This is a genomic window from Pseudomonas sp. Z18(2022) (assembly GCF_036346535.1).
Taxonomy (GTDB): Bacteria; Pseudomonadota; Gammaproteobacteria; order Pseudomonadales; family Pseudomonadaceae; genus Aquipseudomonas; species Aquipseudomonas yamanorum_A.
In genome coordinates, this window is sequence record NZ_JAOTOA010000011.1 from 203131 (window position 1) to 216027 (window position 12897).

The window sequence follows — 12897 nt, forward strand, 5'->3', positions numbered from 1 at the left end:
TTACCTTGTCAGTGCCGGGACTAACTGCGCTTTGGCACTGCCGCTTTAGAAAACGCATTTTTTTATGAGCCCGTGGCTGATGGTGCCAGCAGGCCTGGTCCTTACTTTCTTTTGGGGTGGGCTCTGGGTCGGGGGGTAACGATTGCTCCTGTATCCGGGCAGATGAATCAATAAAGCAATGCCTGTGCCATCCACCTTGTGGCGAGGGAGCTTGCTCCCGCTGGGCTGCGCAGCGGCCCCAAAAAGGAATGAGAGCGCTGTGCACTGGAGCGCTGTCCCGGTCCAGCGGGAGCAAGCTCCCTCGCCACAGATGTAGCTCTATCGCCTCAAAACGGTGCACTGATTACTTGAACTTTGCACCAGCCCGGTTCTTCTAAACTGCTTCAAATGCCAGCACGGAGCACGGATGTGCCCAGAATCATTTCACCCGACACTCCGGAGTCGAACCAGACCGACCACAGCGAACACAACGCGAAGATTTTCGGTTCGCCCAAGGACCGTCTCGATTTCTACCGACGCGAGATCCAGTACGAAACCAGCATCCTGGCCAACCGCACCGACGCCTACCTCACGGCGCAGTCGTTCCTGGTGATCGCCTTCGTTTCCGGCATGGGCAACCTCAACCCGGAATGGGGCAAGCTGTTCACCCTGGTGGTGCCGGTATTCCTGGCGATGCTCGGCATCCTCAGTTCCCTGAACGCCTGGCCGGGCATTCGGGCGGCCTACGACATCATCGATCACTGGCACTACAAGCAGAGCGAACTGCTGCGCAGCGAGCCGGTCATGGGCCTGGCCTATGATGAATCGCCGCTGTTCAGTGAAACGGAGTCGTCCCACAAGGGCTATCGCAAGTCACTGCTGTTCTCGATGCGTGCGCCGTGGCTGTTCATGGTGTTCTGGGTAATCCTGGGGGCCTATGCGTTCTATATCCAGGTGGACAACCCGGGTTCGTAACTCACGGGAACTTCATCCCACGGCGCACGACCTTACCTTTACGCAGTCTGCGTTTTTCAACAGAGGTGAGCCATGAGCACAGACAACGATCCCCAAGTCAGCAACCGTAACGACCCGGCCATCGACCGCGGCGAGCCGGCCCCCGGCACCGCCGCCGATGCGCCGAAAGACCCCAAACCCGCCAGCGACCCCAAGGCCAAAGAAAACGACTACAGTCCAGACTTCAAGCCCGAGCGCGAGCCCAAGCCTGAAACCGATGCCGATATCGATACCCAAGGCGGTTAGAGGAGACGGTCATGTCTGTAGACCTGGAAGATGACGATGAACTCAATGACCCGGGCAATGAAGACCCGGGCTCATTGATGGATGATGCCGAAGTACCGCTTAACGACCTGGATGATGCCGCCGACGTCGGCAACACCGAAAACCAGGAATAGCCCTCATCGTTGTGCCTGGGCACGTCGTTCATACCACACCAGCATCGGCTGTGTGCTGAGGCCATGAACGATGATGCTCAGGGCAATGACCGACAGCGTCAGGTTCACCGCCACGGTGCTGCTGGTGCCCACCAGCCCATGGTTGATGGCGTAGAACAGGTAGTAGATGCTGCCGATCCCGCGAATCCCGAACCAGCCCACCAGCCCGCGTTGATTGCGATCCAGCAGGGTGCCCCAGGGTATCGACAGCACACTGAGCGGGCGAATCACGCAAAACAGCACCGCGCCTACCGCCAGCGCTCGCCAATCCCAATGGCTGGCCAGCACCACGCCCAGCAGGGTGACCAGGAACACTTCCATCGAACGTTCCACCAGGCTGCCGAAGGCGAGCATGTCGCCCATCATCACCCCGGCGGCGATCTGCGTGTCCTGTAACTGCCCGACATCCCCATGCAATGCGTGCTCCGGCTCAACCTCCATGTGACCGACCACCGGTTGCGCCAAATGCTCGGCAGGGGTTTGAGCGTTGCCCGTGGACTTGAACTCGGCCTGCCGCAGCCCGAGGCCGGCGGCAAACACCGAAAGAAAGCCATAGCCGCCGATGGCTTCGGCCACTACATAGGCGAGGGCGATCAAGGCCAGGGTCAGGTAATCATTGGGTGACAGGGTGCTGTCGGCATTGGTGATACGCATCTTGAGGGTGACCTGGCCGATGCCACGGCCCATCCAGTACCCTACAAGCAACCCGGCAGGTACTGCCCAGAGCAGGTTCTTCAGGACCCAGCCGCCCAGCCAGTCACCGTCGAACCCGCCGTGCTGCATGAAGATCAGCGCAAAGATCACAAACGGGAAGGCGGTGCCATCGTTCAAGCCCGCCTCACCGGACAGGCCGAAACGCAGCGCGTCATAGTCCTGGGCGTTGTTGACCTGCACCAGGCCCGCCAGTACCGGGTCGGTGGGCGCGAGAATCGCCCCCACCAACAGCGAAACGCCCCACGACAAACCCAGCAGCCAATGCAGCACCAGGCATGTCCCGAGGATGGTCAATAGCATCACCGGGCCGGCCATGCCAAACGCAATGCGCCAGGTTCGATGCTTGAGTGGCAGGCGCAATTTCAGCCCGCTGACAAACAGCGAGAACAGCACCGCGACTTCCGTCAGATGCTCCATCCAGCGGGCGGAACCCTTTATGTCCAGGTGCAGCAGGTCCATGCCCAGCGGGCCGATGCCGATACCCAGCAGCAGGCAGACAGCCGACGTGGTGACCGGCATCCAGCGCAGGTAGGAGGAGGTGAGGGCGAGGGTGAGCAAGACGGCACCCAGTACGGCCATCCACAGAATAAACGTCATCGGGTGTGCACCAGGCCGTGGTCTATGCAGGTTTGAGGAGTGCGGCCCGGTGCAGGTTCAATGTGATTCCAGCAACTGCGAACCGATGGTTTTCAGGCGGATCATGTCGATCAGCTGGCGCAACCCCGGCTGCGACTGCCGGCGACTGGGGTAGTACATGCACAGCGGCGCACCCAGGCAGGCCCAGTCGGGCAGCACTTCCACCAGGCGGCCGTCTGCCAGTTCCGATAGCACGCGATTTTCCAGGCAGTAGGCGATGCCCACGCCTTGCAGCGCAGCGTCGACGATGGTCTGGGTGTCGGCCGCGCTGAAGTGGCCGGGCACGTCCAGGCGCTGTTGGCGGGCGCCGTTGCCCAGCTCCCACTTGTAGGTGGTCTTGTCGCCCAGGTACATGCGCACACAGGAATGCGCGAGCAGGTCTTTGGGCACCTTGGGCGTTCCGGCGCTTGCCAGGTAGGCAGGGGAGGCGACCATGATCCAGCGCAACTCGCCGGTGAGCGGCACGGCCACCATGTCCTGGGGTACCGTGGCGCCATAACGGATGCCCGCGTCGTAGCCTTCGGCGACGATGTCGAGCATGCGGTCTTCGATCATCACGTCCAGGCGCAGTTGCGGGTAGGTGCTGGTGAATTCCCCCAGCACCGGCGAGATCAGCAACACGGCCGCGTCCCGGGGTACGTTCAGGCGCAGCCGGCCAATCGGCGCCTCGCGGTACAGCTCGAGGGTGTCGAGGCCATCCTGGATCGTCGCGAAGCCGGCACTGAGTTTTTCCGCCAGCACCACGCCGGCATCGGTAGGTTCCACGGCACGGCTGGTGCGGTAGAGCAGCTTGACGCCCAGGCGGGTTTCCAGGTTGCGCATGGTGTGGCTCAGGGCCGAGGTGGTGACGCCCAGTTCGTGGGCGGCATGCCGGAAACTACGGCGACGGATGATCGCCATGAACACATTCAGGTCGGCCAACTCGGAGCGGTTGAACGCTGCCATATCAAGCACCTTTTGTAGGGTTTGGGTTTCACGCGGCGTTGAGCCCGATTCAACCTCGGATGATCTAGAGTAATCGTTTTTTTACTGAATATTTCTGGCGGAGGCTTTTTTAATGAGTATCGAAACCATCAAGATCCCGGGGATCGACAAGGCAGTCTCGCGGATTGCCTTGGGCACCTGGTCCATGGGCGGCTCGATGTGGGGCGGTGCCGATACTGAGGTATCGATCAAGACCATCCGCCATGCGCTGGCCAGCGGCATTAACTTTATCGACAGTGCGCCGGTGTATGGCCTCGGTTTGTCTGAAGAACTGATTGGCCGGGCCCTGCGCGGCGTGCGTCATACCGCGGTGATCGCCACCAAGGCCGGCCTGCAATGGGACGACGGCACCGTGCGTCGCAACGCCACGGCCCAGCGCATCCGCAAGGAAATCGAAGACTCGCTGCTGCGCCTCGAAACCGACTACATCGACCTCTATCAGGTCCACTGGCCCGACCCGCTGGTGGCCCAGGAAGAGACCGCCGGCGAGCTGGAAAAATTGCGCCGCGAAGGCAAGATTCTCGCCGTGGGCGTGAGCAATTACGCCCCTGCGCAAATGGACGACTTCCGCCAGTACACCCACCTGGACACGGTGCAGCCGCCCTACAACCTGTTCGAACGGGCGATCGACAGCGACATCCTGCCGTACGCCAAGCAAAACTCGCTGGTGGTCTTGGCCTACGGTTCCCTGTGCCGGGGCCTGTTGACCGGTAGCATGCACGCCGCCACGCGCTTTACCGGGGATGATGTGCGCAAGCTCGACCCGAAATTCAAGGCGCCACGCTTTGAGCAATACCTGGCAGCCGTCGCGGCGCTGGATGTGTATGCCCGCGAATGCCACGGCAAGTCCGTGCTGGCCCTGGCGTTGCGCTGGGTACTGGACCAGGGCCCGACGGTGGCCCTGTGGGGCGCCCGCCGTCCGGAGCAATTGAAAGGCATCGAGGACGCCTTCGGCTGGCAACTGACCGCCGATGACCTGCAACATATCGACCGTATTCTGGCCAACACGATAAAAGATCCGGTAGGGCCGGAATTTATGGCCCCGGCCACACGTTAACCTTTGCGACAGGGATGTGCGGCAGTTGCAAAACAACAATAGACATCCCTTTGGCGTTGAGGTTTTTGGCATGAAGCGCGGTACCGTATTTACGCTTATCGGTGGCTTGTTGTGTGTGGCGGCGTTGGCGGGCGCCTTGAAATGGCGGGGCAACCCCGATGTGCTGTGGCAGATCGTCAGCCGCCAATGCGTGCCCGACCAGAACCAGCACCAAAACCCCAGCCCATGCCTCAAGGTGGATCCGGACAAGGGCTTCGTGCTGCTCAAGGACCTCAACGGCCCGTATCAGGACTTGCTGATCCCCACCGACAAGGTCACCGGCATCGAAGACATTGCCCTAACCCGGGATTTGCTGCCGCATTACTTCGCCCAGGCCTGGAAGAACCACGCGGTACTGTCCAGCGGCCTGTCTGCGCCGATTGCCGACCGCTATGTGTCGCTGGCGATCAACTCCCGTTATGGCCGCTCGCAAAACCAGCTGCATATCCATATCGCCTGCCTGCGCCCCGATGTGTTCAACACCCTCAACGAACGCGCCGCGACCCTCGACGAGCACTGGCAAACCCTGCCGGTGAAACTGCAGGGGCACACCTACAGTGCCCGTACCCTGTCGGCGGCAGACTTCGACCTGCGTGACCCGCTCGCCATCCTGAATGAGTACGTACAGGCCCAGGGCGACGCCATGGCCAGCTACAGCCTGTTGCTGGCACCCGAGGCAGATGGCAACTTCGTGCTGCTGACCACCCGGCTGACCCTCAAGGAGTGGAACCTGGCGTCTGCCGAGGAGCTGCAAGACCACCAGTGCAACCTGATGGGCAAACCACCACAACGACCTGTTTTAGCTGTTAACGACATCCGCTGATTTTGCCGTTGAACGAGTGTTCAGTTTCAATTATGTTGGCTGCAACCCCCCGCTTGGCAACAAGCGGGCTTGCGCTTTTTCTGATTGAACGAGAGGCACTGGCATGCGGTTTTCACCCTTTGTTGAGCGAATTGCAGGGCAGGGCGTAGCCGCCTGGGACATCCACCACGCCGCGTTCCAGGCCAGCAGTAAAGGTGAAGACATCATTATCCTGAGTGTCGGCGACCCGGATTTCGCCACACCTTCGTTCATCACCGACGCCGCCGTCGAAGCCCTGCGCCAGGGCGACACCCACTACACCGAAATTCCCGGCCGCCCGGCGCTACGGGATGCGATTGCCGCCCGTTACAGCAAATCCCTGGCCCGACCGCTGAGCGCTGAAAACGTCATCACCGTGGCCGGTGCGCAAAACGCCTTGTTCGTCACCTCGCTGTGCCTGTTGCAGGCCGGTGATGAAGTGATCGTCCTCGACCCGATGTATGTCACCTATGAAGCTACCCTCAAGGCCAGCGGCGCAACGCTGGTGCGGGTGCCGTGTTCCGCCGACTCGGGTTTTCGTCTTGACCCGGCGCTGCTGGCCGCCGCCATCACGCCGCGCACCCGGGCGATTTTCTTCTCCAACCCCAATAACCCCACAGGCGTGGTGCTCACCCCCCAGGAGCTGCAAGCGATTGCCGACCTGGCGATCGAGCATGAACTGTGGGTCGTGGTGGACGAGGTCTACGAAAGCCTGGTGTTCGACGGTGAGTACCACAGCCTGGCCGCGCTGCCGGGCATGGCCGAGCGTTGCATCGTGATTGGCAGCCTGTCCAAATCCCACGCCATGACCGGCTGGCGCATCGGCTGGATCGTCGCAGAACCTGCCATGGTGGCCCACGCCGAAACCCTGGTGTTGAGCATGCTGTACGGCTTGCCGGGGTTTGTGATGCAAGCCGCGACCGCCGCCGTGCTGGCCCACGATGAAGTCACCCATGGCATGCGTGAGACCTACCGTCGCCGCCGCGACCTGGTGGTGACCGGCCTCGCCGGTTGCCCGGGCATTCATGTCCGCGCCCCGCAAGCCGGCATGTTCGTGCTGGTGGATGTGCGGGACACCGGCCTCAGTTCCCTGGACTTCGCCTGGCGGCTGTTCCGCGAAGCGGGGGTTTCCGTACTGGATGCTGCCGCTTTCGGTGAGCCGGCACAGGGCTTCGTGCGGTTGTCATTCACCCTGGGTGAAGCGCGACTGGCCGAGGCCTGCGAGCGCATCAGCCGCTTCGTCGCCAAGCTCGCCGGCGAGCCACGCATAGAACCTGCGGCAAAAATCATCAGCGTGCAGCCGGTGGCCGCGAAAAAGATGATCGAGGTGCTCGACCTGCATAAACGCTTCGGCAATATCGAAGTGCTCAAGGGCATTTCCCTGACGGCCCACGAAGGCGAGGTGATCTCGCTGATCGGCGCCAGCGGCTCGGGCAAAAGCACCTTGCTGCGGTGCATCAACATGCTCGAAGTGCCGGACCAGGGCAGCATTCATGTGGACGGTGAAAGCATCAAACTCAACTACGGCCGCCCCGGCGCACCGCTGGTGGCCGACGCCAAACAGCTGGTACGGATCCGCTCGACGCTGGGCATGGTGTTCCAGAACTTCAACCTGTGGCCCCATCGCACCGTGCTGGAAAACCTGATAGAAGCGCCGATCCAAGTGCTGCGGGAAAGCCGTGCCGAAGCCATCGAACGCGCCGAGGCCTTGCTCGACCGCGTCGGCCTGGCCGCCAAGCGCAACGAATACCCGGCGTTCCTCTCCGGCGGCCAGCAGCAGCGGGTGGCCATCGCCCGCGCGCTGGCCATGCGCCCCAAAGTCATGTTGTTCGACGAACCCACCTCAGCCCTGGACCCGGAACTGGTGGGCGAAGTGCTGCGGGTGATTCGTTCCCTGGCCGAGGAAGGCCGCACCATGATCCTGGTCACCCATGAAATGGCGTTCGCCCGGGATGTGTCATCCAAAGTCGCGTTTTTGCACCAAGGCCTGATCGAGGAAACCGGCTCGCCGGACTCAGTGTTTATCGACCCACGCAGTGAACGTTGCCGGCAGTTCGTCAACGCGCATCAAACTCGCTAACTCCAAAAAAAGACGGGGCAAGATCATGAAATCCAAACGTTTGGCAAAGTGGTTGAGCAGTGCAGTGTTGATGCTGGCGGCAGGTACTGCGTTGGCGGCGGAGAAACCCATTGTGTTCGCGGTGGCGGCGGAACCTTACCCACCGTTCACGGTGAAGGGCGGCAACGGCGAGTGGACGGGCTTTGAGGTGGACCTGATCCACAAGCTCTGCGGCTTGATGAAAGCCGAGTGCCAGATCAAGGAAGTGGCGTGGGACGGGATTATTCCGTCGTTGCTGGCGAAGAAAATCGACGTGATCTTCTCCTCGATGTCGGTCACCGAAGAGCGTGAAAAACAGATCGCGTTCAGCCGCGCTTACTACGATTCGCTGCTGGGCATTGCCGGTCCCAAGGGCACCACCGTCGAAGTCTCGCCGGCGGGCCTGAAAGGCAAAATCATCGGCGTGCAGATCTCCACGGTCAGTGCCAACTACCTGAAGAAGTACTACGAGAAAATTGCTGACCTGAAGTACTACGACACCCAGGAATCGGCCAACGCCGACCTGATTGCCGGGCGCACCGACTTGATGATGGCCGACGGTGTCGCCATCGCCATGATGGTGAAAACTCCTGAAGCCCAGGGGCTGGCCGAGATCGCCGAAGTGCCTTACGACCCGATCATCGGCCGTGGCGTGGGCGCCGGCCTGCGTAAGGAAGACACTGAACTCAAGGCCCGTCTGGACAAGGCCATCGGTGAGTTGCTGGTGAGCAAGGACTACGCTGACCTGTCGCAGAGTGTGTTTGGTGTGTCGGTGAGCCCGTGCAAGCGCGCCGACACGCCAGCCTACATCAGCAAAGTATGTGACAGCCCCTACACAAACTAACCCGGTAGAGGGGGGCGCTTTTGTGGTGAGGGAGCTTGCTGTAATGAGAGAGCTCTTGTGATGAGGGAGCTCTTGTGGCGAGGGAGCTTGCTCCCGCTGGGGTGCGAAGCGCCCCCAAAAAATGGGCCTGCTACGCAGTCCAGCGGGAGCAAGCTCCCTCGCCACAAGAGCTCCCTCACCACAACAACACCCTAGCCACAAAAGCTCCGTCACAACAGCAAGCTCCCTCGCCAGAGGGTCATTGCTTGTCATAGAAATAGGGAGCGCCGATGTTCGATCTACTCAACTTCAGCGAGCAAGGCTGGGGCAACGCACTGCTCAAAGGGTTATGGATGACCCTGCAGATCTCCGCCGGTTCGTTTGCGGTGGGGCTGCTGATCGGCCTGGTGGTGGCCTGTGCCAAGCTCAGTGCGCCGCGCCCGATTGCCATGCTGATGCGCGGCTACACCACGGTGTTCCGCGCGGTGCCCGAGTTGCTGCTGATCCTGTTGTTGTATTACGCAGGCTCCATGGCCCTCAACGCGCTGATGCTGTGGCTTGGGTTCGAGCAGTTCAATATCAGTGGGCCGCTGGTGGCGATCCTGGTGCTGGGCCTGGTGCAAGGCGCATACGCCTCGGAGATTTTCCGCGCGGCGATCCTGGCGATTCCCCACGGGCAGATCGAAGCGGCACGGGCCTTTGGCTTGAGCGGCTTTGGCCTGTTCCGCCGGGTGACCCTGCCGATCATGGCGCCATACGCGCTGGCCGGCATGTCCAACCTGTGGATCAACCTGATCAAGGACAGCGCGCTGATCAGCGTGGTGGGCACCAACGAACTGCTGTACACCGCCAAGCAGGCCGCGGGCTCGACCCGGCATTACCTGCTGTTCTACCTCACGGCCGCCGCCTTGTATTACCTGGTGACATTGGCCTCCAACTACCTGTCCGGGCGCCTGGAACGACGTATTCGTCGCTGGATGCCGGTTGTCGAGTGAGCCGCACATGCCTGAGTGGATAAGTTATTACGCAGGACTGATCGCCAAGGGCTTGCAGACGACCCTGTCGCTGTTGGTGATCTCGGCACTGTTGGGCTTCGCCCTGGCGGTGCTGGTGGCGTTGGCGCGGCTGTCGCGGCGCAAGTGGCTGGCCCGTTGTGCGCTGGGGTACACCAGCGTGCTGCGGGGCACGCCGTTGCTGATCCAGATCTACATCTTTTACTACGGCCTGGGCAGCCTGTTTGCCCAATTCCCGATGATTCGCGCAAGCTTCCTGTGGCCGTTCCTGCGGGACGGCTACTGGTACATTGTGTTCGCCCTGGTGCTCTCGGTAGGCGCCTACGTCGGTGAAGTGATTCGCGGCGGCCTGCTGGCGGTGCCCAAGGGCGAAATGGAAGCCGCCTCGGCGTTCGGCATGACGCCACACCAGGCACTGTTGCGGGTGCGCTTGCCACGGGCCATGCGCCTGTTGCTGCCGACACTCGCGGGGGAGACGGTGATGTTGCTCAAGTCCACGGCACTGGCCTCGACCATCGCGGTGGTAGACCTGCTCGGCGCCGCCAACGTCGTGCGTGCCCAGACCTTGCAGATCTACCAGCCGCTGCTGTTGGTGGCCGGGGTTTACCTGTGCCTGACGTTCCTGATTGAAGCCCTGTACGCGATTGCCGAGCGGCGTGGCACACCGTTGCGCAGGTCGGCCGGATGAAAACCGATCGCTCGTTGCAAGGGATTGCCCTGTGCTCGCTGGCCTATGCGTTCCTGGCGTTGCAGGACGCCGGGATCAAATGGCTGGTGGCCGACTATTCGGTGTTCACCATCCTGTTCTGGCGCAGCCTGGTGGTGGTCACCGCGTGCGTGATCGCCGGGCGCCTTGGCCTGCTCAAGCGGGCCTGGAATTCGGTCAGCCGGAAGTTGTTGATCATCCGCGGCCTGCTGTCGCTGCTGGCCTGGTTGCTTTACTACACCGCGGCCAAGGACCTGACCCTGGCGGAAATGACCACCCTGTATTTTTCCGCGCCGATCATGGTCACCTTGCTGGCGGCGCTGATCCTCAAGGAACGCGCCAGTCGCGGCCAGTGGCTGTCGCTGATCATCGGCTTTGTGGGCGTGGTGATCGCCTGTCGTCCCAGCAGCATGGTCGACCCGCTGCCTATCGGCCTGACGCTGGCGGCGGCGCTGTGCTGGGCGTTTACCTATATCCAGCTGCGCCAGGTAGACGACAACACCTCGGTGCTGGAACAGATGCTGATCACCAACGTGGTGTTTGTGGTCTGCATGGCGGTGACGCTGCCCTGGACGCATACACCGTCACCCACACCGGCGTGGCTGGGCATGCTCGGCGCCGGGCTGGTGGGGGGCATTGGCCAGTTCCTGCTGTTTGCAAGTTTCCGCCGGGCCACGGCGACGCTGTTGGCACCCTTTGAGTACACCGGGTTGATCTGGGCGTTCCTGCTGTCGAGCCTGGTGTGGGGCACGGTGATGGACGTGTCGCTGATCTTCGGCGCGGTGCTGATCGCCATCAGCGGCACCCTGGCCATGCTGAGTGCCCGGCATCCCGTGTCACAGGACGTGGTCGGTGCCGAATGCTCCGTGACGCAGCCCCTGTATCCAGCAGCGGCAGATGTGCAGCCCGTTGGCGGGGCTGAAGGTGCCGGGGTTGAGGCACCACTCGAGCCAGAGTCCGTCGAGCATCGCCGATAAGCCGATGGCTGCCAGGCGCGTGTCGTGGATCACAAAGCCTTCGCTCGCGGCCAGGTCGTCGAGCAATTGGCGAATCAGTTCGAGGTAGGCGCGGTAGCTTTTTTCGTGGGAGTCGTTCACGTGGTCCGAATGGCGGATCAGGCTCCAGAACACCACCCACACACCGAGCAATTTCGGGTCCATGACCCGTGAGGAAAACGACCCGGCGAGGAATGCATCCAGCCGCGCCGCCGGGCCTTGGGCCTGATCGACTTCCTGCCACAGGGCGGCGGTCAGTTCGCTGGCGAGCTTGTGGTAGGTCTCGGCGATCAGGGCATCGATGCTGCCGAAATGGTGATTGAGCAACCCCACCGAAACCCCGGCTTCAGCGGCGATGCGCCGCACGGAAATGCCGGCATGCCCGTCCCGGGCGAGGCTGGTGAGGGTGGCGGCAATCAACAGGTCGCGACGGTCTTCGGTCACAGGCACACCCTTGGTCAAGATACATGGCTGAACGTGTGTTCAATATATACCCACAGATCCAACAAGAGGAGGGCAACGGCATGGCAAAAGACCTTTCGTGGCAAGTCCCGGGCGATTCCGGGAACACCTTGCACATCGGCGCCTGGCGCTTCGAGGGAGACGGTAGCGGTCCGCGGGTGCACCTGCAAGCCGGTGTGCACGCCGACGAGATCGCCGGGATGCTGGTGCTGCACCAACTGTTGCCGCGTTTGCAGGCGTGCCAGGAGCAGGGGCGGCTCAAAGGCACGGTGACGGTGGTGCCCCAGGCCAACCCGTTCGGCATTGGCCAGTTTCGCCAGGGGCGGTTGCTGGGGCGTTTTCACGAAGCCACCGGGCAAAATTTTAACCGGGCATTCGATCATTCATTGGCGATGGAGCGCCCGGCCAGCAACCTGGCGCAATGGCAGAAAAGCCTGGTGCAACTGGCGGCCGATGCCGAGTTGGTGCTGGACCTGCACACGGATGATGAAGCGCTGCCGTACCTGTATATCCACCGCAGTTTTTGGCCCGAGGGCCGGGCGTTGGCGGCGGCGTTGCAGGTGGATGTGGTGATTGTCTGGGACGAGGGCGGCGACGGGTCGTTTGAGGAGACCATCATCGATCACGCGAACCTGCGGTTGGCGGCGACCATCGAACTGCGCGGGCAGGCGGATGTGAGTGACGCTCTGGCCGGGCAGGATGGCGACGGCATCTGGGCCTGGCTCTGTGCGAGCGGGGTGATCGACGAAGCCCCGGTGATTGCCGATTGGCGGGGGCAGGTGGTGGACATGGGGTGTATGGAGACCATTCTGGCGCCGTGTGCCGGGGTGTTGGTGTTTGAGAAAGGCCTGGGCGAGCAGGTGGAAGAGGGGGAGCGGTTTGCACGGATTATCCGGCGGCCTGGGGATCCGGCTTCCGAAGTGGTGCTGTATGCGGCGCAAACCGGGCGCATGGTGACTGGGCATCGGGAGCGGTTGGTGTCCCAGGGGGCGGTGGTGGCCAAGTTTACCGGTTCGCGGTTGTCTGACAGCTACAGCGGTGGGGTGTTGGATCCTTAGTAGAGGTGTACATATCCGTTGTTTGGGTGATGGCCGATATT

Annotated in this window: 13 protein-coding genes and 1 pseudogene; 11 read left to right on the forward strand and 3 right to left on the reverse strand. The window is 62.1% G+C overall.

Translation table 11 applies throughout. From position 1 onward, the window contains the following. Nucleotides 1–408: 408 nt before the first annotated feature. From V3W39_RS21430 to V3W39_RS21440, 3 genes are all read left to right on the forward strand, one after another. Nucleotides 409–954, forward strand: a complete 546-nt coding sequence (locus V3W39_RS21430) for a hypothetical protein (RefSeq protein WP_177077661.1) — start codon at nucleotides 409–411, stop codon at nucleotides 952–954. A gap of 72 nt (nucleotides 955–1026) precedes the next feature. Next, nucleotides 1027–1239: a hypothetical protein gene (locus V3W39_RS21435; protein WP_177077663.1), complete on the forward strand. Its 213-nt coding sequence runs from the start codon at nucleotides 1027–1029 to the stop codon at nucleotides 1237–1239. Nucleotides 1240–1250: 11 nt separating this feature from the next. Next, nucleotides 1251–1391, forward strand: a complete 141-nt coding sequence (locus tag V3W39_RS21440; RefSeq protein WP_177045186.1) for a hypothetical protein — start codon at nucleotides 1251–1253, stop codon at nucleotides 1389–1391. Nucleotides 1392–1394: 3 nt separating this feature from the next. On the opposite strand, the gene V3W39_RS21445 is transcribed toward V3W39_RS21440, so the two are convergent. Then, entirely contained in the window at nucleotides 1395–2741 is a 1347-nt protein-coding gene (locus V3W39_RS21445; protein WP_177115296.1) for a cation:proton antiporter, read from the reverse strand. A gap of 57 nt (nucleotides 2742–2798) precedes the next feature. Further along, on the reverse strand, nucleotides 2799–3725 hold the full coding sequence (locus V3W39_RS21450) for a LysR family transcriptional regulator (RefSeq protein ID WP_330213312.1): 927 nt from the start codon (nucleotides 3723–3725) through the stop codon (nucleotides 2799–2801). Between the two features lie 112 nt (nucleotides 3726–3837). Here V3W39_RS21450 and V3W39_RS21455 point away from each other — a divergent pair, with 112 nt between their 5' ends. The 7 genes from V3W39_RS21455 to V3W39_RS21485 all read left to right on the forward strand — a co-directional run bounded on the left by V3W39_RS21455 (nucleotide 3838) and on the right by V3W39_RS21485 (nucleotide 11318). Further along, complete coding sequence (locus V3W39_RS21455; protein WP_330213313.1) at nucleotides 3838–4821, forward strand: aldo/keto reductase; 984 nt, start codon at nucleotides 3838–3840, stop codon at nucleotides 4819–4821. A 70-nt stretch (nucleotides 4822–4891) separates the two neighbouring features. Further along, nucleotides 4892–5683 (forward strand): CDP-diacylglycerol diphosphatase, encoded by a 792-nt coding sequence (locus V3W39_RS21460; RefSeq protein ID WP_330213314.1) that lies wholly within the window; start codon nucleotides 4892–4894, stop codon nucleotides 5681–5683. A gap of 103 nt (nucleotides 5684–5786) precedes the next feature. Continuing rightward, nucleotides 5787–7781 (forward strand): aminotransferase class I/II-fold pyridoxal phosphate-dependent enzyme, encoded by a 1995-nt coding sequence (locus V3W39_RS21465; protein ID WP_310503520.1) that lies wholly within the window; start codon nucleotides 5787–5789, stop codon nucleotides 7779–7781. Nucleotides 7782–7806: 25 nt separating this feature from the next. Next, nucleotides 7807–8643 (forward strand): transporter substrate-binding domain-containing protein, encoded by an 837-nt coding sequence (locus V3W39_RS21470; protein WP_177045174.1) that lies wholly within the window; start codon nucleotides 7807–7809, stop codon nucleotides 8641–8643. A gap of 269 nt (nucleotides 8644–8912) precedes the next feature. Then, a complete protein-coding gene (locus tag V3W39_RS21475) occupies nucleotides 8913–9617 on the forward strand; it encodes an ABC transporter permease (RefSeq protein ID WP_177045172.1) in 705 nt (234 codons plus the stop codon). Nucleotides 9618–9624: 7 nt separating this feature from the next. Next, complete coding sequence (locus V3W39_RS21480; protein ID WP_259195724.1) at nucleotides 9625–10323, forward strand: ABC transporter permease; 699 nt, start codon at nucleotides 9625–9627, stop codon at nucleotides 10321–10323. Further along, on the forward strand, nucleotides 10320–11318 hold the full coding sequence (locus V3W39_RS21485; protein ID WP_330213315.1) for a DMT family transporter: 999 nt from the start codon (nucleotides 10320–10322) through the stop codon (nucleotides 11316–11318). Before V3W39_RS21480 ends, V3W39_RS21485 begins: the two co-directional genes overlap by 4 nt. Here V3W39_RS21485 and V3W39_RS21490 read toward each other — a convergent pair. After that, nucleotides 11274–11786, reverse strand: a pseudogene (locus tag V3W39_RS21490) (TetR family transcriptional regulator C-terminal domain-containing protein); the annotation flags it as partial. The gene V3W39_RS21485 and the pseudogene V3W39_RS21490 overlap by 45 nt on opposite strands. Before the next feature lie 74 nt (nucleotides 11787–11860). Between V3W39_RS21490 and V3W39_RS21495 the strand changes: the two are divergent. Then, on the forward strand, nucleotides 11861–12856 hold the full coding sequence (locus tag V3W39_RS21495) for a succinylglutamate desuccinylase/aspartoacylase domain-containing protein (RefSeq protein ID WP_330213316.1): 996 nt from the start codon (nucleotides 11861–11863) through the stop codon (nucleotides 12854–12856). Nucleotides 12857–12897: the final 41 nt, after the last annotated feature.

Bases quoted from the DNA above. Each gene is read 5' to 3' on its own strand.
- V3W39_RS21435 (WP_177077663.1), top strand. From the start codon at position 1,027: ATGAGCACAGACAACGATCCCCAAGTCAGCAACCGTAACGACCCGGCC.
- V3W39_RS21440 (WP_177045186.1), top strand. From the start codon at position 1,251: ATGTCTGTAGACCTGGAAGATGACGATGAACTCAATGACCCGGGCAAT.
- V3W39_RS21445 (WP_177115296.1), bottom strand. From the start codon at position 2,741: ATGACGTTTATTCTGTGGATGGCCGTACTGGGTGCCGTCTTGCTCACC.
- V3W39_RS21450 (WP_330213312.1), bottom strand. From the start codon at position 3,725: ATGGCAGCGTTCAACCGCTCCGAGTTGGCCGACCTGAATGTGTTCATG.
- V3W39_RS21455 (WP_330213313.1), top strand. From the start codon at position 3,838: ATGAGTATCGAAACCATCAAGATCCCGGGGATCGACAAGGCAGTCTCG.
- V3W39_RS21460 (WP_330213314.1), top strand. From the start codon at position 4,892: ATGAAGCGCGGTACCGTATTTACGCTTATCGGTGGCTTGTTGTGTGTG.
- V3W39_RS21465 (WP_310503520.1), top strand. From the start codon at position 5,787: ATGCGGTTTTCACCCTTTGTTGAGCGAATTGCAGGGCAGGGCGTAGCC.
- V3W39_RS21470 (WP_177045174.1), top strand. From the start codon at position 7,807: ATGAAATCCAAACGTTTGGCAAAGTGGTTGAGCAGTGCAGTGTTGATG.
- V3W39_RS21475 (WP_177045172.1), top strand. From the start codon at position 8,913: ATGTTCGATCTACTCAACTTCAGCGAGCAAGGCTGGGGCAACGCACTG.
- V3W39_RS21480 (WP_259195724.1), top strand. From the start codon at position 9,625: ATGCCTGAGTGGATAAGTTATTACGCAGGACTGATCGCCAAGGGCTTG.
- V3W39_RS21485 (WP_330213315.1), top strand. From the start codon at position 10,320: ATGAAAACCGATCGCTCGTTGCAAGGGATTGCCCTGTGCTCGCTGGCC.
- V3W39_RS21495 (WP_330213316.1), top strand. From the start codon at position 11,861: ATGGCAAAAGACCTTTCGTGGCAAGTCCCGGGCGATTCCGGGAACACC.